Source organism: uncultured Aliiroseovarius sp. (assembly GCF_947497285.1).
In the GTDB taxonomy this organism is placed as follows: domain Bacteria; phylum Pseudomonadota; class Alphaproteobacteria; order Rhodobacterales; family Rhodobacteraceae; genus Aliiroseovarius.
Window position 1 is genome coordinate 104588 of sequence record NZ_CANMFT010000005.1, and the last position, 18985, is coordinate 123572.

The 18985-nt window shown below is 60.0% G+C and carries 20 protein-coding genes; 11 read left to right on the forward strand and 9 right to left on the reverse strand.

Annotated features, from left to right (window positions below; translation table 11 throughout):
• On the forward strand, positions 1 to 450 hold the full coding sequence (locus tag Q0864_RS10680; protein ID WP_298569075.1) for a molybdenum cofactor biosynthesis protein MoaE: 450 nt from the start codon (positions 1 to 3) through the stop codon (positions 448 to 450).
• A gap of 19 nt (positions 451 to 469) precedes the next feature.
• Here Q0864_RS10680 and Q0864_RS10685 read toward each other — a convergent pair whose 3' ends face one another.
• From Q0864_RS10685 to fsa, 4 genes are all read right to left on the reverse strand, one after another.
• A complete protein-coding gene (locus Q0864_RS10685) occupies positions 470 to 1177 on the reverse strand; it encodes a CDP-alcohol phosphatidyltransferase family protein (protein ID WP_298569077.1) in 708 nt (235 codons plus the stop codon).
• Between the two features lie 65 nt (positions 1178 to 1242).
• Positions 1243 to 2157, reverse strand: coding sequence for a tyrosine recombinase XerC (locus Q0864_RS10690; RefSeq protein WP_298569499.1), 915 nt, complete (start codon positions 2155 to 2157; stop codon positions 1243 to 1245).
• A gap of 17 nt (positions 2158 to 2174) precedes the next feature.
• Entirely contained in the window at positions 2175 to 2882 is a 708-nt protein-coding gene (locus Q0864_RS10695; protein ID WP_298569079.1) for a DUF484 family protein, read from the reverse strand.
• A 138-nt stretch (positions 2883 to 3020) separates the two neighbouring features.
• On the reverse strand, positions 3021 to 3674 hold the full coding sequence (fsa, locus tag Q0864_RS10700) for a fructose-6-phosphate aldolase (protein WP_298569081.1): 654 nt from the start codon (positions 3672 to 3674) through the stop codon (positions 3021 to 3023).
• Positions 3675 to 3776: 102 nt separating this feature from the next.
• On the opposite strand from fsa, the gene Q0864_RS10705 reads away from it, so the two are divergent.
• Positions 3777 to 5972: a primosomal protein N' gene (locus tag Q0864_RS10705; RefSeq protein WP_298569083.1), complete on the forward strand. Its 2196-nt coding sequence runs from the start codon at positions 3777 to 3779 to the stop codon at positions 5970 to 5972.
• Between the two features lie 49 nt (positions 5973 to 6021).
• Here the strand turns inward: Q0864_RS10705 and Q0864_RS10710 are convergent, their stop codons facing one another.
• Positions 6022 to 6447 (reverse strand): GFA family protein, encoded by a 426-nt coding sequence (locus tag Q0864_RS10710; protein WP_298569085.1) that lies wholly within the window; start codon positions 6445 to 6447, stop codon positions 6022 to 6024.
• A 164-nt stretch (positions 6448 to 6611) separates the two neighbouring features.
• On the reverse strand, positions 6612 to 7679 hold the full coding sequence (locus tag Q0864_RS10715; protein ID WP_298569087.1) for a YeeE/YedE family protein: 1068 nt from the start codon (positions 7677 to 7679) through the stop codon (positions 6612 to 6614).
• A gap of 133 nt (positions 7680 to 7812) precedes the next feature.
• Between Q0864_RS10715 and Q0864_RS10720 the strand changes: the two genes are divergently transcribed.
• From Q0864_RS10720 to Q0864_RS10740, 5 genes are all read left to right on the forward strand, one after another.
• Positions 7813 to 9048, forward strand: a complete 1236-nt coding sequence (locus Q0864_RS10720; protein ID WP_298569089.1) for an MFS transporter — start codon at positions 7813 to 7815, stop codon at positions 9046 to 9048.
• A 37-nt stretch (positions 9049 to 9085) separates the two neighbouring features.
• Positions 9086 to 9730, forward strand: coding sequence for a peptide-methionine (S)-S-oxide reductase MsrA (msrA, locus tag Q0864_RS10725; RefSeq protein WP_298569091.1), 645 nt, complete (start codon positions 9086 to 9088; stop codon positions 9728 to 9730).
• Between the two features lie 83 nt (positions 9731 to 9813).
• The gene (locus Q0864_RS10730) at positions 9814 to 10683 is read left to right on the forward strand and encodes a 50S ribosomal protein L11 methyltransferase (RefSeq protein WP_298569093.1); all 870 of its coding nucleotides are present in this window, start codon (positions 9814 to 9816) and stop codon (positions 10681 to 10683) included.
• 102 nt (positions 10684 to 10785) lie between these two features.
• Positions 10786 to 11133 (forward strand): hypothetical protein, encoded by a 348-nt coding sequence (locus Q0864_RS10735; RefSeq protein ID WP_298569095.1) that lies wholly within the window; start codon positions 10786 to 10788, stop codon positions 11131 to 11133.
• 394 nt (positions 11134 to 11527) lie between these two features.
• On the forward strand, positions 11528 to 11851 hold the full coding sequence (locus Q0864_RS10740; RefSeq protein ID WP_298569097.1) for a 2Fe-2S iron-sulfur cluster-binding protein: 324 nt from the start codon (positions 11528 to 11530) through the stop codon (positions 11849 to 11851).
• Positions 11852 to 11955: 104 nt separating this feature from the next.
• Here the strand turns inward: Q0864_RS10740 and purD are convergent, their stop codons facing one another.
• Positions 11956 to 13218: a phosphoribosylamine--glycine ligase gene (gene purD, locus Q0864_RS10745; protein ID WP_298569099.1), complete on the reverse strand. Its 1263-nt coding sequence runs from the start codon at positions 13216 to 13218 to the stop codon at positions 11956 to 11958.
• Positions 13219 to 13298: 80 nt separating this feature from the next.
• Between purD and xseA the strand changes: the two genes are divergently transcribed.
• On the forward strand, positions 13299 to 14807 hold the full coding sequence (gene xseA / locus Q0864_RS10750; RefSeq protein WP_298569102.1) for an exodeoxyribonuclease VII large subunit: 1509 nt from the start codon (positions 13299 to 13301) through the stop codon (positions 14805 to 14807).
• A gap of 12 nt (positions 14808 to 14819) precedes the next feature.
• Here xseA and Q0864_RS10755 read toward each other — a convergent pair whose 3' ends face one another.
• On the reverse strand, positions 14820 to 15812 hold the full coding sequence (locus tag Q0864_RS10755) for a pseudouridine synthase (RefSeq protein ID WP_298569105.1): 993 nt from the start codon (positions 15810 to 15812) through the stop codon (positions 14820 to 14822).
• Between the two features lie 71 nt (positions 15813 to 15883).
• On the opposite strand from Q0864_RS10755, the gene Q0864_RS10760 reads away from it, so the two are divergent.
• Complete coding sequence (locus tag Q0864_RS10760; protein ID WP_298569108.1) at positions 15884 to 16336, forward strand: nucleoside deaminase; 453 nt, start codon at positions 15884 to 15886, stop codon at positions 16334 to 16336.
• A gap of 3 nt (positions 16337 to 16339) precedes the next feature.
• On the opposite strand, the gene Q0864_RS10765 is transcribed toward Q0864_RS10760, so the two are convergent.
• Positions 16340 to 17038: a metal-dependent hydrolase gene (locus Q0864_RS10765; RefSeq protein ID WP_298569111.1), complete on the reverse strand. Its 699-nt coding sequence runs from the start codon at positions 17036 to 17038 to the stop codon at positions 16340 to 16342.
• 149 nt (positions 17039 to 17187) lie between these two features.
• Here Q0864_RS10765 and gatC point away from each other — a divergent pair, with 149 nt between their 5' ends.
• Both gatC and gatA read left to right on the forward strand, forming a co-directional pair.
• Positions 17188 to 17475 carry an Asp-tRNA(Asn)/Glu-tRNA(Gln) amidotransferase subunit GatC gene (gene gatC, locus Q0864_RS10770; protein ID WP_247033108.1) on the forward strand — a complete coding sequence of 96 codons (288 nt, stop codon included), beginning with the start codon at positions 17188 to 17190 and terminating at the stop codon, positions 17473 to 17475.
• Positions 17475 to 18956: an Asp-tRNA(Asn)/Glu-tRNA(Gln) amidotransferase subunit GatA gene (gene gatA, locus Q0864_RS10775; RefSeq protein WP_298569120.1), complete on the forward strand. Its 1482-nt coding sequence runs from the start codon at positions 17475 to 17477 to the stop codon at positions 18954 to 18956. The genes gatC and gatA overlap by 1 nt, the downstream gene beginning before the upstream one ends.
• Positions 18957 to 18985 lie beyond the last annotated feature (29 nt).

Consider the following 18985-nt stretch of genomic DNA (forward strand, 5'->3'; position numbering starts at 1 on the left):
ATGACCGTTCGGGTGCAGGCCGAAACTTTCGACCCCGGTGCTGAACTGTCCGCTTTCGGGCAAGGTCGCGCAGATCTGGGTGCGATCGTCAGCTTCACGGGTATCGTTCGGGACGATGCGGGCTCGCTTGACCGGATGGTAATTGAGCACTACCCGGGCATGACGGAAAAGGCGATTTCGCAGATCGTTGCGCGGGCGGTTGACCGTTGGGCGCTGGCAGATTGCCTGGTGATTCATCGCCACGGCTCCTTGCAACCCGGCGAGCAGATTATGATGGTTGCCACGGCCTCCAAACACCGCGTCGCCGCGTTTGAGGCGGCAGAATATCTGATGGATTACCTGAAATCCCGCGCGCCGTTCTGGAAGAAAGAATTCACACGCGACGGCGCCACCGATTGGGTGGCGGCGAAGGTCGATGACGAAGACGCGCTGAAACGATGGTCTGACTAAGCGCTAAGTGCGTCGCGTCTCAGCTGGGTTGCGTGGTTTGTCGTTCAGGCAGGATCTGCTGCGCGATACCGGCCCCCAAAAGATAAACCGACGTCACGACCAACCCCCAATGCGCCCAGCTTTCCGGGTGGAAATCGACCCAAGCGGCCCACCCGGCAAAGAACGTCCAGGCCAGGGCACAGGGCAAGCTGACCAGCCGCCACCGCTCGGTCCGCACAGGGTGGATGAACTTCAGTGGCAAGAACATCGCCACGGCCAGTGCTGACACCAACAACAGCAAGACCCAGAAATTTGGTTCGGTTGCGAACAAGACGATGACCAGCATATTCCAACAGCCCGGAAAGCCCGAGAAACTGTTGTCTTTGGTCTTCATCCGAGTGTCCGAGAAATAGATCGCGCTGGCGAAGGTGATCACGATGATCGCGAACCAGCCCGTCCAGCCCGGCATCAGCCCGGATTTGAACAGCGCGTAGGCCGGTATGAAAACATAAGTCAGATAGTCGATGATCAGGTCCATCAATACGCCATCGTATTGTGGTGCGTTGACCTTGACGTGATAGCGTCGCGCCAATGGTCCGTCGATCCCATCCACCCCGAAGGCCACGACCAGCCAAAGAAACATCAGGCTCCACTTTTCATCTACTGCGGCCAGCATTGCCAACATGGCAAACACGGCACCTGTCGCGGTCAGCAGGTGAACAAGAAGGGCTTTGGTCGAGATTTTCATGCGCGCTTTGTGCCGGAAATTCACTTTGGGGGAAAGAAGAAACCTTGAACCTACATCATCGCGTGTCAGGCGCGCGGATGGGCGGACTGATAAACCTCCAGCAGGCGCGAAGTATCGACCGAGGTGTAGGCCTGTGTGGTCGACAGGCTGGCATGACCCAGAAGCTCTTGAATGGCGCGCAGATCACCGCCAGCAGCCAGAAGGTGCGTCGCAAAGCTGTGGCGCATGGCGTGCGGTGTCGCAGTGGCGGGCAGGCCAAGTTGCAGACGCACCTGCTCCATCACCTTTTGCACGATGCGCGGGCCAAGTGCGCCACCACGCACGCCCCTGAACAGTGGCGCGTCAGGTGTGGCAGGGTGGGGGCAGAGGCGACGGTAGGCTTCGACTGCGTCGTGCGCTGCGGGCAAAACGGGAACCAGCCGCTCTTTCCCGCCTTTGCCCTTGATCCGCAAGGTGTCGGGCAATGGGGCGTCCTTGCAGCGCAGGCTCAACGCTTCGGAAATGCGCAAACCACAACCGTAAAGCAGGGTCACAACGGCGATGTCGCGCGCGCCAACCCAGTCCTGCCGTGCTTGCACACCAGCCGTTTTAATAACCGCTTTCGCAGCATCTGGCGCAAGCGGACGCGGTAGCTTTCGTGTGAATTTCGGGCTGCGTGTCGACAAAACGGCCGTCGCATCAAACCCATCGCGTTCGCTGAGCCAGCGGTAAAAGCTTTTCACGGCAGACAGGGAGCGGGCCAAAGACCGAGCGCCAACGCCCCGATTACGCTCGTTCGCCATCCATGCGCGCATGTCAGACAGGGTAACAGCGGCCAACGCGCCCCGCCCGGTCGCGCCACCGAGGTGACCAGACATGAAAGCCAGAAACCCGGCAAGGTCGGTTTGATAGGCGGAAATCGTGTTGACCGACGCGCCATCCAGCGCCCGGATGTGATCAAGCCACGTGCAAAGCGCGTCGCGCGCGCCTTCGGAAATCATCGATGTGTTTGTGGCGGTCACGACAACCAGCGGCGCATGGCCCGTTCGAAGACGCCACCAAAGAAAGACAAAAGATCGGTGCCCTGTCCCGGCTTGAACTGGTCGGGGTCCTCTACGCCGAGAACCAGCATGCCCGGCAGGCGTCCCTCTCCCAAATCAAGGCGGATACAGGCTTCGGACCGCATCCAGCATCCGGTATCGCCATAGATGGTTTGATCTTGTTCCAGCACCTGACGCAGGAAAACCTGCCGCGACGATTGATCGGTTCCGACCCCCAGATAGTCAGCGATAAAGCCGGGTTCTGCGATCGAAAGCACCTTGCCCAACCGTTCGACAGCGCTGTTCTTTTCGTCCTGCAGGGTTTCAAGCACCAGACGCACGCAATCAACGCGCAAGATCTCGGCAACTTCGCCGCCGAGATCGTTCATGAACAGCTCGAAATCCGCGGGGTCCAGCATTCTAAGCACAGCGCGGTGGATCAGATTCATCCCCGAGATGTTGTCATATGCAGCGGCAATCACTGATCGGTGGGTGTCTTCCAGCCGGTCAAGCCGGGCCTCAAGCCGCTCCATCGCGATGCCGCGCATATCGACGATATTCGCACCCATTGCGCGTTCATTCGCCGCGATCAGGGCGTGCATGATGTCGTGATCGTCCAGGATGGCTTCGGGTTGCGCGATTAACTGCTCGCGCAAATCTTCATTGATCGTAACCGGTACGCTCATGTTCTGCCTCGGGTTCGTTTTGTTATTTTTCCTGAATATACACCAAGCATTGGCCGATTGTTGTATATTTTTGGTTAACCAAAACAGAAAAAGGGGGCCGTGGCCCCCTCGTAACAGTTCTGTCTGGATCGCGTTGCGTTACAGGATCTTGATGCCCGCTGCTTTGATGTCGGCCAAAAAGGCGTCCAGGCCTTTGTCGGTCAACACGTGTTTGGCCATCGCTTCGATCACTGACGGAGGTGCGGTTGCAACATCCGCTCCTACCAGCGCGCAGTCTTTCATATGGTTGACCGACCGGATTGAGGCCGCCAAAATCTGCGTCTCATATCCATAGTTGTCATAGATGGTGCGAATGTCCTCGATCAACTCTATGCCATCCAGATTGATGTCGTCCAAACGGCCGATGAAGGGCGAGATGAAGGTCGCACCAGCTTTGGCGGCCAGCAGGGCTTGGTTGGCGGAAAAGCAAAGCGTCACGTTGACCATGCTGCCTTCGTCGGTCAGCACCTTACAGGCTTTCAAACCATCCCAAGTCAGCGGCACCTTCACCGCGATGTTGTCGGCGATCTTGGCCAGTTTGCGGCCCTCGGCGATCATGGTGTCCGCGTCGATGGCGGTGACTTCGGCGGACACGGGACCATCCACGATGTCGCAGATCTCTTTGGTCACTTCCAGAATGTCCCGGCCCGATTTCTTGATGATCGAGGGGTTGGTGGTCACCCCGTCGATCATGCCAAGGTCGTTCAGTTCCTTGATGGCGGGAATGTCGGCGGTATCAGCGAAAAATTTCATAAGCGCGGCTCCTGCAGCTATTGAGCGTTTGCGCTCTCATACCCCATGGGCGCGCGGGCAGAAAGCCCTTATGGTGCGCTTGATGACAGGGAATCTGGCTATATGAGCGACGTTGAGCAGTTTCCGGAAGGCGCAAGGGTCGGCGTGCTGACCACCCAGCCACTGGACCGAATCCTGACCTACCGCGCGCCCGAAGGCGGTTGCGTGCAAGGCGCGTATGTTGAGGTGCCGCTTGGCCCGCGCAAAGTGCTGGGCGTGGTGTGGGGGCCGGGCGAGGGTGGCTTTGACGCCTCCAAACTTCGCGCGGTGATCCGGGTGTTGGACGTGGCGCCAATGCGCACCGAGATGGCAGAGTTTCTGACCCGCGTGGGCGACTACACCCTGACCCCGATGAGCCAGATGCTGCGCCTTGCCACGCGTGCACCAGGGCTGTCCGACCCGCCGTCGATGCGCAAGGTTCTGAAGGCGTCAGGCCACCGCCCCAATCGCCTGACAGATGCGCGTGCCAAGGTGATGGACGCGTTGATGGACCAGCCCGGCGTCGGGTTTACCCAAAAAGAGCTGGCGGATCTGGCGGGGGTCAGCGGGTCGGTCGTCAAGGGGCTGGTGAAGCTGGGGGCCATTCGCGAAGAAGATACCCCGCGCGACATGCCCTATCCGCGCCTTGATCCCGACTTGCCCAGCAAAGACCTGACCGAGGAACAGGCGGTCGCCGCCAAACAATTGACCGATGGGGTGCGCGGGGGGCGTTACGGCACGATACTTCTGCGTGGGGTCACCGGCGCGGGCAAGACTGAGGTCTACCTTGAAGCCGTCGCTGCCTGCCTGCGCAAAGGGCGACAGGCGCTGGTGTTGCTGCCCGAAATCGCCCTGACCGCCGAGTTTCTGAAGCGGGTCGAGGAACGGTTCGGCGCGCGTCCCGCCGAATGGCACTCCGGTGTCACCATGACCGAACGCCGCCGTTGCTGGCGAATGGTGGGGCAAGGGGATGCCTCGCTGGTTGTCGGCGCGCGGTCCGCCCTTTTTTTGCCCTTCCGTGACCTTGGATTGGTGATCGTGGATGAGGAACACGACAGTTCCTACAAGCAAGAAGACGGTGTGCTCTATTCCGCCCGCGACATGGCGGTCCTGCGCGCGTCCATCTGTGACGCGCAAGTGGTGCTTGCCTCTGCCACGCCCTCGCTGGAAACTTGGGCCAATTGCGAAGCGGGCAAATACAACCGGATCGAGCTGACCAGCCGCTACGGCCCCGCTGTCATGCCCGACATGCGCGCGATTGATATGCGGCAGGAGGACCTGCCGTCACAAAGCTGGATTTCGCCCACGCTGAAAGCGGCCGTGACCCTGCGCATTGCGAAGGGCGAGCAATCGCTGCTTTTCATCAATCGCCGTGGCTATGCGCCTGTCACGATCTGCCGGGCCTGTGGGCACCAGATTGGCTGTGACCATTGTGACGCACGCATGGTCGAACACCGCTTTCAGAAACGCTTGGTCTGCCACCAATGCGGCGAGACGAAACCGATGCCAGACGCCTGCCCGGAATGTGAGGTCGAAGGGAAACTCGCCCCTGTCGGGCCGGGTGTGGAGAGGTTGGCGGAAGAGGTCCGTGCCAGCTTTCCTGAAGCGCGCGTGGCGGTGTTGTCGTCCGACCTGTTTGGGTCGGCCCGCGCGTTGAAAGAGCAGATCGAACTGATTGCCGACGGTGGCGCGGACATCATCATCGGCACGCAGCTGGTCGCCAAGGGGCACAATTTCCCCAAGCTCACCCTTGTCGGGGTGATCGATTCAGACCTTGGCCTGCAAGGCTCCGACCTGCGCGCTGCTGAACGCACGTTTCAACTGATCCGGCAGGTCGCGGGTCGGGCAGGGCGCGCAGAGACTCCGGGCGTCGCGCTGCTGCAAACTTTCCAGCCCGAGCACCCAGTAATCCGCGCGATTTTGGCGGGCGAGGAAGAGAAATTCTGGCGCGCTGAGGCGAGCGAGCGCCAAGCCGCAGGTGTGCCGCCATATGGCCGTCTGGCTGGCATTGTCCTGTCCTCGCCCGACATCCAAGCGGTCTTTGATCTGGGCGCCGAGATGGCGCGGCGATCAGAACCATTGATCCAGATCGGCGCACAACTTTATGGCCCCGCTCCAGCACCCATCGCGCGTGTTCGAGGACGACATCGGGTGCGATTGCTGGTGAAGGCCGACAAGGGTGCGCCCATTCAAGCGGCGCTGAAACGCTGGCTTGCACAGTTCCAGATCAAAGGGGATATGCGCGTGTCCGTAGATATTGATCCGCAGAGTTTTTATTGAAGCACCAGTCGACTAAATCCACATTCTACATGTTTCCGATGTCGCCGATCTAATCCGACTTTGGAGCGTATGCAGCAAAGAGCTCTGCTCCAGTCATCGTTTCTGTCTTGTCTGCCAAGGTATAGAAAGGTGGCTTTTCATCGATGAAAACCTGCAATGTCAATTGAAGCTCCGATTGATCGTCAAGAAGCCCGGCGGCTATTTGGAACTCGTTGCTATCGAGAATGTGATAGAACAGATTTGAACCACATTTGTTGCAAAAACCACGTTCGGCCCAATCAGATGATCGTATCTTGCTGATATTGTTTTCGCCCTGAAACGATACGTTTTCGCAGGAAATCTCAAAAAACGGCCCAGAGGACCATCGGCGACACATGTCGCAATGGCACGCTGCCACTGTTGGTTTGTTCGCAGTGCCGGTGAACTTGACTGCACCGCACATGCATTTGCCGGTTAGCTCAAACTTGGACTCCATAGCTTAACCTCCCTACGTTCATTTCTACCAACGCCTCAGGCAATGTTATCACAGTTGGCCGTAGCCTACTTTAATGGCGAACGCCTAGTCCGCGAAAAGACGGAAAGCGCCAGGATTGGGTTCAAAGCCCGGATGAGCGAATGTAGTCGAGTTTTGGACAGACCTTACTCTGCCGCCACGCCAACAGCTCCGCGCTGATCCACCAGCGCATCTGTCACTATCGCACCGATCCACATGCACAAAAGCGCAAGCCATGCGGTGCCGACGAAGATGGAGCCACCCGTGACGCCCGCGCCAATCGCGCAGCCACCCGCCAGCATCGCGCCGAAGCCCATCAGGACGGCACCGAACATTGAGCGACGCATGATGGCCTCATTATCGAACCCCTGGAACTTGAAATCACCCGCGAACCAACTGGCGGCGAAAGCGCCGATCACGACGCCCGGCACTAGGCCCACGTCGAACTCAAGCACGGGGTCGGGGATCAAAAAGAACATCAGCGTGTTGGCCGAGGGGCCAGAGAAGGTGGCCGAGGTGACAGACACCGGTTCGAACGCAGCCAGCGACAGTTGATAGGTCAACACCCAGCCAAGCGCGACGGCGAAGCCTACTCCAGACCCGAAAACCAGTCGTTTATAACCCATACCCGACCGCCGCGCGATGTAGATCGCAAGGATTGCCGTGATCAGGCCAAGGGCCAGACCTGACCATTCTGGAACACCGATTGCGGTCAAAAGGTTCACGTTTACGCCCCCTTCGGTCATCCAAAGACGGGCAAGATAGTCGCGGGTCGGCGATAGCCAGCCATGCAAGCTCATCTGGGCGACAACGGCGAAGATCAGGCCGGATACGACCGAGCGCAGGTTTCCCGTGGCCGCCAGCACCAGAAGGCGGCCCGAGCAGCCGCGCGCCAGCACCATACCAACCCCGAACATCAAACCACCGATGACAGCGCCCGACCAACTGCCGGTCACGGCCATCATGCGTGCATCTTCGGGTCGCAACAGGCCCAGAAGCGATGCACTCTGAACCCAGACCAGTGCGGTCGAGAAGGTCAAAAGCCAGATCGCAACGGAACTGTCCATCATTCTTCGCGCGAACTCGACCGTTGCGGCACGCAGGCAAAAGCGTGAGCGCTGGGCAGACACGCCAAACACGATGCCGGTGATCAGGCCGAAAACGGCGGCTGTCGGTTGCTCTCCGATGCGGTCGATCAGGGGGACGATATCCATTGGACCTCCTTTAATTGCAGGGGATTTTGCCAATTCTGATGCGCGCCTGCCTTGACATATATCATAATCGCATCTTGTTGTGTGAATGCGTTTTGGCCTCGCCACCGGGTGAATTCAGGCTTATTGCGGGGGCATGAGACACCAAATTCTGACCCTGGAGGAGGCCCGCGCCCAACCTTTTTGGCGCCGCCCCATCTTCCTGTTGATGCTGATGGCAGCGGCCATGCCGATTGCGTTTTTCACATGGTCGGCGCTGTTGAACAACTTCGTGATCGAAGCCGCAGGGTTCACCGGCGTCGAGATTGGCTGGCTGCACACCGTGCGCGAGATACCGGGCTTTCTGGCGATCGGGGTCATCGCCCTGTTGATGCTGTTTCGCGAGCAGGTTCTGGGGGTTGTAGCACTTGGGATGCTGGGGGCCGCCACTGCGATTACTGCGTGGTTTCCAAGCTTTGGCGGGATTTTGACCATCACAATGTTGTCGTCGATCGGGTTTCACTATTTCGAGACGGTGAACCAGTCGCTTCAGCTGCAATGGATCGACAAGAAACGCGCCCCGCAGATGCTGGGCTGGATCATGTCGGTCGGTTCGGCGGCGGCTTTGGTCAGCTACGGGCTGCTGGTGCTGACCTGGAAGGCCTTCGACCTAAGCTATAACCTTGTCTACATGATCGCCGGAGGCACCACGCTCGCCATCGCGATCTTCTGTTTCTTCGCCTACCCGCAGTTTGAAAGCCCTGAACCGCAGCTCAAGCAGTTTGTCTTGCGACGCCGCTATTGGCTCTATTATGCGCTGCAATTCATGGCAGGTGCGCGGCGCCAGATATTCACGGTCTTTGCGGCCTTCATGATGGTCGAACGATTCGGCTTTGAGGTGCACGAGGTCACCGCGCTGTTCCTGATCAACTATGTCGCCAACATCTTCTTTGCGCCCTTGATGGGCAAGGCGGTGGCCATTTGGGGCGAACGGCGCGCTTTGGCGTTTGAATATGTCGGGTTGATCTGTGTGTTTCTGGCCTATGGCGGCATCTATTTCTTCGGCTGGGGGGTCGTGCTGGCGGCAACGCTCTATGTGGTTGATCACCTGTTTTTTGCGCTGGCCTTTGCCCTGAAAACCTATTTCCAAAAGATTGCGGACCCGCAAGACATTGCGCCCACAGCGGCGGTCGCGTTCACCATCAACCATATTGCGGCCGTGTTCTTGCCGGCGCTTTTGGGGTATCTTTGGGTGGTGTCGCCGGGCGCGGTCTTTGGATTGGCGGCCGCCATGGCAAGCGTTTCGCTGATGCTGGCCTTGTTGATCCCGCGTCACCCGGAAAAGGGTAACGAGACTGTGCTTTCGCGCGTGGTTGCACACGCGGCCCAGTGACGCCACCTTTAAAGGTGCGCAAACAGGAGGACGCAGGATGTTTGGACGGAAAAAACTGACGATGGTTGATCGCAACGCGGCCCTGCCGGGGCGTGCAGACCCGATCCCGACAGCCTCGACCCATCATGTTTTTGGGCGCCCCCTGACGATGGATGTGCCAGACGGGTTCGACGTCGCCATATTCGGCATGGGTTGCTATTGGGGGGTCGAGCGGATTTTCTGGCAGCTTCCCGGCGTTTGGCTGACCATGGTCGGAAACGCGGGGGGTGTGACCCCCAATCCGACATACGAAGAGGTCTGCACCGGACAGACCGGCCACACCGAAGCGGTGCGGGTCGTGTATGATCCCGCGGTGACCAGTTATGACGCATTGCTGAAAGTGTTTTGGGAAAACCACGACCCCACGCAAGGGATGCGGCAAGGCAACGATATGGGCACGCAATACCGTTCAGCGATTTATGCGACGGATGCACAGCAACTGGATCTTGCGAAGGCGTCAGCCGCGCGCTACGCGCCGCAGCTTGCCGCAAAGGGCTTTGGCCCGATCACAACGGAAATCGCCCCTGCCGGACCGTTTTATCTGGCCGAGGCCTACCACCAGCAATACTTGTCGAAGAACCCGGCAGGGTATTGCGGCATCGGTGGCACAGGCGTCAGTTGTCCGATCGGAACAGGCGCTTAGCGACCGGTTTGAATGGGATCTGCGGTGGTTGACCCTTCACTCGCATGCGGCTAGGCCCCTTCTAGCATAGAAAGGATCCAGCCATGCCCACATGGACCGCATTGACCACCATAGAAGGTCAGGACGCCGCCGACGCGCTGGGCGCGGCAATGGAAAACCTGACGCCCGAGCCGACCGGCATCGGCGTGTTCGAAGTCGAAGATGGCAGCGGACTTTGGGAAGTCGGCGGCTATTTCGTGGAAGAGCCGGATGCGGCGGGCTTGGCCCTTCTGACCAAGATGTGCAGCGCCAAGGATTTCGCCGTGTCTGAACTGCCCGAAATCGACTGGGTCGCCCATGTCAAACGAGAGCTCACCCCGGTCGAAGCCGGGCGTTTCTTTGTGCATGGCAGTCATGATGCCGACAAAATCCCGGAAGGCAGGATCGCCTTGTTGATTGACGCGGCAATGGCGTTTGGGACAGGCCACCATGGAACGACACTCGGCTGTCTCAGAGCGTTGGACCATTTGATCGACGACGGGTTTGTTGGGCGACGTGTTGTCGATATTGGCTGCGGCACGGCGGTGCTGGCCATGGCAGCGGCGCAGGTTTGGCCTGATCCGGTACTGGCCAGCGACATCGACGAAGTGGCGGTTGATGTGGCCCGTGCCAATGTCGACGCCAACGCGCTGTCCGATCGCGTCACCTGTGTCGAGGCCGCAGGCTTTGCATCACCAACCCTTAAACGGGCCGCACCCTTCGATCTGGTGTTCGCGAATATCCTTAAGGGGCCGTTGATTGGACTGGCCCCGGACATGACGCGGCATGTTTCAACCGGAGGTTATGCGATTCTTTCCGGCATCCTAAACCCGCAGGCCGACGAGGTGATTTCGGTTTATGCACAAAACGGGTTCAATCTGGTTAACAGAGATGAAATTGTTGACTGGACGACGTTAATTCTTGTGAAAAACTAGATAATTATTGCAATAAACAGTCGGTTTGCTGGAGTTTGTCACGTTTTTGCCTTATTCTGACGTGGGAAGGGTGTTTAAATAATTAGGGGGAAAGGGTCTATTATGACTGATGCACAAGTTCAGGACTTTCAGAAGCGCGTCCGTAGTATTAGCAAGCAGCACCGCAAGCTGTCGCAGGGATATGTGCAACTGGTCGAACGTGACGGATTGTTGGTTCCGAAAACCTCGCGCCGTGCGCGTCGGGGCTTTCCGATCAAAGGCCTGATCATCACGGTTGTTGGCTTCATCGCTTTCAAGGCATTTCTGTTCGATCAGGTCGGGGCGATCAATTACAATGATCGGGTTCAGGCTTTGTCGAAAGGCACCGCGCTGGAACAGGCCGGGGGCTGGGTGATGCAAGCCGATCCCCTGACACAACGACTTGCAGAGCTTCTTGCAGGGTACCTATAAGCGCAACTCAGCAGAAAGTTTACCATTTGGACCCGCGCTTTTTGCGCGGGTTTTCTTATTGCGCCTTTGCATCTGCCAGCCGTTCAGGCATCGACCGATGCCGGGCCAATCTGGCGCGCATCTTTCGGCCCGTCACCTGGTGCCACCAGCGTCGGGCCCTTCGAAAGCTCGTTCTGTAAATGACCGTTTCGGCGTAACGATTGCGGTTCTGAAGGGCGCCTCCTTGCCTTGAAGCGGATTGTCTCGGCACGAGCCTGGCTGTATCGCTTGGCCAAGCCGATGAGCTTTGCGTCCCGGCGGCGCTTCAAGTTTCGTGTTTTAGTCTGGCAAAACTGCTTTGCCTTGCCTATCTGCCTTGTCTAGAAAGGCCCGAGCAAAAGATTGGAGACGCCAGATGGCAAAGATTACCTATGTCGAGCACAATGGAACGAAACACGTCGTGGACGTTGCAAACGGCCTGACTGTGATGGAAGGCGCGCGCGACAACAACATTCCGGGGATCGAGGCGGATTGCGGTGGCGCTTGTGCCTGTTCGACCTGCCATGTCTATGTGGACGCGGCGTGGGTCGACAAGGTGCCTGCCAAGGATGCGATGGAAGAAGACATGCTCGACTTTGCGTTTGAGCCGGACGCAGAACGGTCGCGTTTGACCTGCCAGATCAAGATTACCGACGATCTGGATGGCCTTGTCGTGCATATGCCCGAAAAACAAATTTGATGGCCTTGGTGCACCGCGTCGACCCTCTCCCTTTTGGCGGTCGGTCGTGCGCGGTGCGTTATATCTGTTGCGCATGATGGCCCGCGCTTGGCGTCTTGCGCCTTTCAGAGCGCCCGCCACCCAATATCTGACCGATTAAACCCGCCCGGCCAATCAATCTTGTCGATCATCGCATAAGCACGGTCGCGGGCCTCTTGCAGGCTGTCGCCGCGTGCGGTGATATTCAGAACGCGCCCGCCGGTGGCTGTGATCTTGCCGTCCACTTCGGTGGTGCCCGCATGGAAGATCATATTTTTCGAGTCTTCCGGCAGATCGTCCAACCCGTTGATGATTGACCCTTTCTGGTAAGCGCCGGGATAGCCATTGGCTGCCATCACCACGGTGATCGCATGATCATCCGCCCAGTTCACTTGGGCCTCATCCAGCCGCCCCTCGGCACAGGCCAGCATCAGGTCCAGTGCCTGTGCGCCGAGCCGCATCATCAACACCTGACATTCCGGGTCACCAAAGCGCGCGTTGTATTCGACCAGCCGTGCCTGCCCGTCCTTGATCATGAACCCCGCATAAAGCACCCCTTGATAGGGTGTGCCACGCTTGGCCATTTCGGCCACGGTGGGTTCAATGATCTCGCGCATGGCGCGGGCGGCAATGTCGTCTGTCAGAACGGGGGCAGGGGAATAGGCACCCATGCCGCCGGTGTTCAGCCCTGTGTCGCCATCGCCCACGCGTTTGTGGTCTTGCGCCGTGCCGATGGGCAGGGCGGTCTTGCCGTCGCAGAGGATGAAGTAAGATGCCTCTTCGCCCTCCATGAACTCTTCGATCACGACTTCCGCGCCAGCCCCGCCAAACGCGCCACCGAACATGTCGTCGATGGCGTCCAGCGCCGTCTGCTCGTCCATTGCAACGATCACGCCTTTGCCGGCTGCCAGACCGTCGGCCTTGACGACAATCGGTGCGCCGTGTTCGCGAATATAGGCCTTGGCGGCATCTGCGTCGGTGAAATGACCATAGGCAGCGGTTGGCGCGCCCGCGGCATCGCAGACCTCTTTCGTGAAGGACTTGGATGCCTCAAGCTTCGCGGCCTCGGCTGAGGGGCCGAAGACACTGACGCCCGCCTCGCGCAGACGGTCGGCCACGCCTTTGGCCAAGGGCGCTTCCGGCCCGATGATCACGAAATCAATGGTGTTTTGCTGGGCAAACGTCACGACCGCGTCACCGTCTTCGATGTCCAGCGATGCGCACTCCGCGATCTGCGCCATGCCGGCATTTCCGGGGGCCACAATCAGGCGGTCGCATTTCGGGTTTTGCATCACAGCCCACGCCAGCGCATGTTCACGCCCGCCGCTGCCCAGAATAAGGATGTTCATGGCTCTTCCCCCGCTTGGCCTTCTGTCATCGGCGTTCTAAGGTCGGGGCGCTGAAATCACAAGGAAAGAGACACCGGCCCATGTCCGACCTGATCGACGATCCACAGCCCGGCGAAAACGCACCGGAGTTCACCGTCTCGGAAATCTCCGGCGCGCTGAAGAAAACAATCGAGGGGGCATTTGGGCGTGTCCGCGTGCGGGGCGAAGTTGGGCGGGTCATGCTGGCGCGGTCCGGTCATCTGTATTTCGACGTGAAGGACGACCGATCTGTTCTGGCCGCGGTCAGTTGGAAAGGGCAGGTCAGCCGCCTGTCGATCAAGCCCGAAGAAGGCATGGAGGTCATCGTCACCGGCAAGCTGACCACTTTTGGCAGCCAGTCGAAATACCAGTTGAACGTCGATGATGTCGTCGTCGCGGGCGAAGGCGCGTTGATGGCAATGTTGGAAAAGCGCAAGAAAACGCTGGCGGCAGAGGGACTTTTCGCGCCCGAACGCAAGAAAAAGCTGCCTTTCCTGCCCGAAGTGATTGGCGTTGTCACATCACCGTCCGGTGCGGTGATCCGCGATATCTTGCACCGCCTGCGGGACCGTTTCCCGCGCAAAGTGCTGATCTGGCCCGTCGCCGTGCAGGGCGAGGCGTGTGCGCCTCAGGTCGCCGCCGCAATCGAAGGTTTCAACCGTATGCAACCGGGCGGCGCGCTGCCGCGTCCTGACTTGCTGATCGTTGCGCGCGGTGGTGGTTCAATCGAGGATCTGTGGGGGTTCAACGAGGAAATCGTCGCGCGCGCCGCTGCTGCGTCGGATATTCCCCTGATCTCGGCGGTGGGGCACGAAACGGACACGACCCTGATTGATTACGTGTCTGACTTGCGCGCGCCGACGCCGACCGCGGCTGCCGAACATGCCGTGCCAGTGCGTCTGGAATTGCTAGCGTGGACCGAGGAACAAGGCACCCGCTTGACCCGTTCGTTGGAACAGGCGTTGACGCAACGCGGCCAGCGCCTGCGTGACGTGGCCCGCGCCCTGCCGCGCCCCGAGGCGTTGTTGGACACTCCACGCCAGCGGCTTGATACCGCCAGCCACAAACTGCCCTCAGCCCTGCGCAGCATGACGCAAGTGAGGCGAGTCAAGCTGACCGAGGCGTCCGCAGGTCTGCGCCCGCGCGTTTTGACCGCGCGACTGGCCCCGATGCGGGACCGGCTAAATATGGCAAGCGCACGCTTGGACCCCGACCGCATCACAGACGCCAACAAACGCCGAACGGTTGAGATCACTGGACTGTCTGCGCGATTGGATCGGGCCTTCTTGGCAAATACAAAGCGGCACGAGGATCGGCTGACCAGCCTTGAACGAATGCGCCAAACGCTGGGCTATACCGAGACGTTGAAGCGTGGGTATGCGGTTGTGCGGGGCGACGGAGATGTGGTGACCAACCAAGCCGCTGCCGCAAAAGCCAAAGCGCTTGAGATCGAGTTCGCGGATGGTCGATTGGCGCTGGATGGGTCAGGGACATCGGCGGTGAAGCCGATCAAACCCGCAACAAAGCCCATGCCCAAAAAGGACGCCCCCGATCAAGGATCGCTGTTCTAGCCGGTAACCATGCTACTTGTTGCGCGAACCGGGGCGGCCTTGGGGCTTGCCGCCCGGACCTTTGCCGCCGGGGCCTTTTCCCGCCGGACGTTGACCTGGTTTCCCTCCGGGCCGCCCACCTTTGAATGCAGGCTTGGCCCCCGGTTTGCTTCCATGCTTGCCACGCGGGATCTCTTTGCGCGTCCGCACTGGCGCCGGCTTTGCGTCTTCCATCCCAAGCTGGTCGCGCACAACGCGTTGGCGGATTTCCTCCACCTCGCCGGGTTTCAATTCACCCAGTTGGAAGGGGCCGTAGCTGACGCGCAGCAGGCGGTTGACGGTCAGCCCGACTGCTTCCATCGCGCGGCGCACCTCGCGGTTCTTCCCTTCGCGCAGGGTCACGGTCAGCCACGCGTTCGCGCCTTGTTGCCGGTCCAGCGACACGGCCATCGGCTGGAACCGCTCGCCATCAATCGTCAAACCCTTGCGCACCGGCGCCAGTGTGTCCTCGGTGGGTCGCCCGTTCACCCGCACGCGGTATTTGCGTGACCACCCGGTCGAGGGCAGTTCCAGCTTGCGCTTCACCTCGCCATCGTTGGTCAGAAGCAGCAGGCCTTCGGAATTGATGTCGAGCCGCCCGACGCTGACCACGCGGGGCAGGTCGTCGGGCAGGTTTTTGAATACCGTGTCGCGCCCCTTCTCATCCCGCTCGGTCGTCACAAGGCCGATGGGCTTGTAATACAACCACATGCGGGGCGGTTCCGGTTCTGCCAAAGGGGCTTCGTCAAACAGGATCGTGTCCTTGGCGGTGACGTTCAGCGCGGGGCTGTCGATCACTTTTCCGTTCACGGTTACGCGGCCCGCTTCGATCATCCGTTCAGCCTCGCGACGGCTGGCGACACCGGCGCGGGCCAGCACCTTGGCGATGCGGTCGCCTTTGGACGGATCAGCCGTCGCGGCGTCCGGCTTTTTCGGGGCGGGCTTGCGGGCCGATTTGGGAACGGGGGGGCGTTTTTTGTCTGTCATGCCTTCGCATAGCGCGGGGCGGGGCAAAGGGGAAGCCTTGGCAAGCGGTCGGCGCCAAGGCAAAAGGGGGCATGAGCCGTTTTAAAAGCCATATGGATGCCGCAATGGCAGAAGCCCGTGCTGCCGCCGCGCGCGGTGAGGTGCCCGTGGGGGCGGTGCTGGTGTCGCCGGACGGCAAGGTGATCGCTGCGGCAGGCAACCGGACGCGCGAGTTGAACGACCCTACGGCCCACGCCGAAGTGTTGGTGATCCGCGAAGGCTGCGCTCAGGCCGGGTCGGAACGCCTGCCCGACCACGACCTTTACGTGACGCTGGAGCCGTGCGCGATGTGCGCAACCGCCATGTCGGCGGCGCGTATTCGCCGGGTCTATTACGGCGCTGCGGACCCGAAATCAGGCGGCGTGGCACATGGCGCGCGCATCTTCACGCATTCGCAATGCCACCATGTCCCCGAGGTCTATGACGGCATCGGCGCGGACGAGGCCGAGCGGATATTGAAGGACTTCTTCGCGTCCCGGCGCTGATCCTTAGATCGTTATCGGCTTCAGAACCTCTGGTTCAATCACATTCACGTCGGGCAGTGCAGCGACCAATGCATCAGCGGACTGCGCCAGAACGGGGAAGGTCTTGTAGTGGCAGGGAATCACGGTCTTGAAATCGAAGTACCGTTTTGTCGCGTAAGCCACCCGCGCCATATCCATCGTGTAATGCCCACCCGCGCACAGGATACCGATATCGGGTTTGTGCAGATCGCCCATCCACTCCATATCCGCCATGATGTCCGTGTCGCCAGAGACATAGATCACGTGGCCTTCGCCTGCGATCATGAACCCGACCTCGGCGCCTGCGCAGAGTGGCCGATCGCCACCCAGATAATCGAAACTGGCGGAATGCGAGGCATTCACCATCGTCACCTTCGCCCCGTTCAGGTCGATGGTGCCACCTTTGCCAAACCCCAGCGTCTTGATCCCATCTTCATTGCCCCAGAAAGTGGCAAGCTCGTGGATCGCCGCAATCGGAATGCCCTTCTCGCGCGCGATGGCCAAAGTGGAAGACGCGTGGTCGCCATGTCCGTGGGTGATCAGGATGTGAGTCGCGCCGGCGGTGGCCTCGTCCCGGCGACCCTCTGGAAACATCGGGTTACCATCCAGCCATGGATCGACCAGCAAGACCGCGCCTTCAATCTCGATCCGAAAACCGGAATGTCCAAGGAATGTGATTTTCATGGAAAGCCTCCCTTTTGATCGTTCATGGTCAGACTAGCAGCAAATCCGCCCCTGTCACCTGCGGGACGGCACCGCAACCCGCGCACATGGCTTGCGGGCGGGCCATGCGCGCGCTAAACGATCTGGCGAAACATACACGGGAGCCACCCATGTCGATCGACATCGAAACCGCGCGCAAGGTTGCGCATCTGGCCCGCATCAAGGTCGAAGACGACCGCCTGCCGGAGCTGGCCGAAAACTTCAACGCGATCCTCGGCTTTATCGAGCAGTTGAACGAGGTGGACGTCGACGGCGTCGAGCCGATGACCTCGGTCACGCCGATGCGCCTGAAGCGTCGCGAAGACGTGGTGACCGATGGCGACATGCAGGACAAGATCCTGTCCAACGCGCCCGATGCGCGCGAAGGCTTCTTTGCGGTGCCGAAGGTGGTGGAATAATGGCTGACCTGAATAAACTGACGATTGCCGAGGCCCGCGATGCGATGCGCAAGGGCGATCTGACCTCGGCGGAATTGACCGAGGCGTGTCTGACCGAAATCGAAGGCGCAGGCGCGCTGGGCGCGTTTGTCCATAACACCCCCGATTTGGCGCGCGAACAGGCCACGGCGGCGGACGCACGGATCAAAGCAGGTGACGCGCCTGATATGTGCGGCATTCCGTTGGGCATTAAAGATCTGTTCTGCACCAAGGGCGTGGCGTCGCAGGCGGGCAGCCGCATCCTTGAGGGCTTCATTCCGGAATACGAATCGACCGTCAGCCAGAACCTTCTGGACAATGGCACCGTTATGTTGGGCAAGCTCAACATGGACGAATTTGCGATGGGGTCGTCGAATGAAACGAGCGTCTACGGCAACGCGGTGAACCCGTGGAAGGTGGACGACCGCAAACTGACACCGGGCGGAAGCTCGGGCGGGTCGGCCTCGGCAGTGGCCGCTGACCTTTGTCTCGCTGCCACCGGCACAGACACGGGCGGGTCAATCCGTCAGCCTGCGGCTTTCACCGGTATCACGGGCATCAAGCCCACCTATGGCCGCTGCTCGCGCTGGGGTGTCGTGGCGTTTGCATCCTCACTGGATCAGGCTGGCCCGATGACCAAATCGGTGCGCGACGCGGCGATCATGCTGGAGGCTATGTGCGGCCATGACCCTAAGGATTCGACCAGCGCAGACCTGCCAGTGCCGAATTTCGAGGCGATGCTGACAGGCGACATCAAGGGCAAGAAAATCGGTATCCCCAAGGAATACCGCATGGACGGCATGCCGGACGAGATCGAGGCGCTGTGGACCAAAGGGGCTGACATGCTGCGCGATGCAGGGGCCGAGATCGTCGATATCTCGCTGCCGCACACGAAATACGCGTTGCCTGCTTATTACGTGATTGCACCGGCTGAGGCGTCGTCGAACCTCGCCCGTTATGACGGGGTGCGTTATGGCCACCGCGCCAAGCTCGCGGCGGGTGATGGCATTACGGAGATGTACGAGAAAACCCGCGCTGAAGGGTTCGGCGACGAGGTGCAGCGCCGCGTGATGGTTGGCACCTACGTTCTGTCGGCGGGCTTTTATGACGCCTATTACAACCGCGCCCGCAAGGTCCGCGCGTTGATCAAGAAAGACTTCGACGATGTGTTCGCGCAAGGCATCGACGCCATCCTGACACCTGCCACGCCGTCTGCCGCGTTTGGGTTGGGCGAGATGGAGAATGCCGACCCGGTCAAGATGTATCTGAACGACGTGTTCACGGTCACGGTGAACCTTGCCGGGCTGCCCGGTATCTCGGTTCCCGCCGGGCTGGACGCGCAAGGTCTTCCGTTGGGTCTGCAACTGATCGGACGTCCATGGGAAGAAGGCGATCTGCTGAATATCGCTCACGAGGTCGAAGCACGCGCCGGATTTGTAGCAAAGCCCCAGAAATGGTGGTAATCCGAGCGGATTAACCAATCAGCCTGCGA

Coding starts and splice junctions, on each gene's coding strand:
- Q0864_RS10685 (WP_298569077.1), bottom strand. CDS start 1,177: ATGAAAATCTCGACCAAAGCCCTTCTTGTTCACCTGCTGACCGCGACA.
- gatA (WP_298569120.1), top strand. CDS start 17,475: ATGGCTGACCTGAATAAACTGACGATTGCCGAGGCCCGCGATGCGATG.
- Q0864_RS10705 (WP_298569083.1), top strand. CDS start 3,777: ATGAGCGACGTTGAGCAGTTTCCGGAAGGCGCAAGGGTCGGCGTGCTG.
- Q0864_RS10710 (WP_298569085.1), bottom strand. CDS start 6,447: ATGGAGTCCAAGTTTGAGCTAACCGGCAAATGCATGTGCGGTGCAGTC.
- fsa (WP_298569081.1), bottom strand. CDS start 3,674: ATGAAATTTTTCGCTGATACCGCCGACATTCCCGCCATCAAGGAACTG.
- Q0864_RS10680 (WP_298569075.1), top strand. CDS start 1: ATGACCGTTCGGGTGCAGGCCGAAACTTTCGACCCCGGTGCTGAACTG.
- Q0864_RS10720 (WP_298569089.1), top strand. CDS start 7,813: ATGAGACACCAAATTCTGACCCTGGAGGAGGCCCGCGCCCAACCTTTT.
- xseA (WP_298569102.1), top strand. CDS start 13,299: ATGTCCGACCTGATCGACGATCCACAGCCCGGCGAAAACGCACCGGAG.
- gatC (WP_247033108.1), top strand. CDS start 17,188: ATGTCGATCGACATCGAAACCGCGCGCAAGGTTGCGCATCTGGCCCGC.
- Q0864_RS10690 (WP_298569499.1), bottom strand. CDS start 2,157: ATGATTTCCGAAGGCGCGCGCGACGCGCTTTGCACGTGGCTTGATCAC.
- msrA (WP_298569091.1), top strand. CDS start 9,086: ATGTTTGGACGGAAAAAACTGACGATGGTTGATCGCAACGCGGCCCTG.
- Q0864_RS10740 (WP_298569097.1), top strand. CDS start 11,528: ATGGCAAAGATTACCTATGTCGAGCACAATGGAACGAAACACGTCGTG.
- Q0864_RS10755 (WP_298569105.1), bottom strand. CDS start 15,812: ATGACAGACAAAAAACGCCCCCCCGTTCCCAAATCGGCCCGCAAGCCC.
- Q0864_RS10730 (WP_298569093.1), top strand. CDS start 9,814: ATGCCCACATGGACCGCATTGACCACCATAGAAGGTCAGGACGCCGCC.
- Q0864_RS10715 (WP_298569087.1), bottom strand. CDS start 7,679: ATGGATATCGTCCCCCTGATCGACCGCATCGGAGAGCAACCGACAGCC.
- Q0864_RS10735 (WP_298569095.1), top strand. CDS start 10,786: ATGACTGATGCACAAGTTCAGGACTTTCAGAAGCGCGTCCGTAGTATT.
- Q0864_RS10765 (WP_298569111.1), bottom strand. CDS start 17,038: ATGAAAATCACATTCCTTGGACATTCCGGTTTTCGGATCGAGATTGAA.
- purD (WP_298569099.1), bottom strand. CDS start 13,218: ATGAACATCCTTATTCTGGGCAGCGGCGGGCGTGAACATGCGCTGGCG.
- Q0864_RS10695 (WP_298569079.1), bottom strand. CDS start 2,882: ATGAGCGTACCGGTTACGATCAATGAAGATTTGCGCGAGCAGTTAATC.
- Q0864_RS10760 (WP_298569108.1), top strand. CDS start 15,884: ATGAGCCGTTTTAAAAGCCATATGGATGCCGCAATGGCAGAAGCCCGT.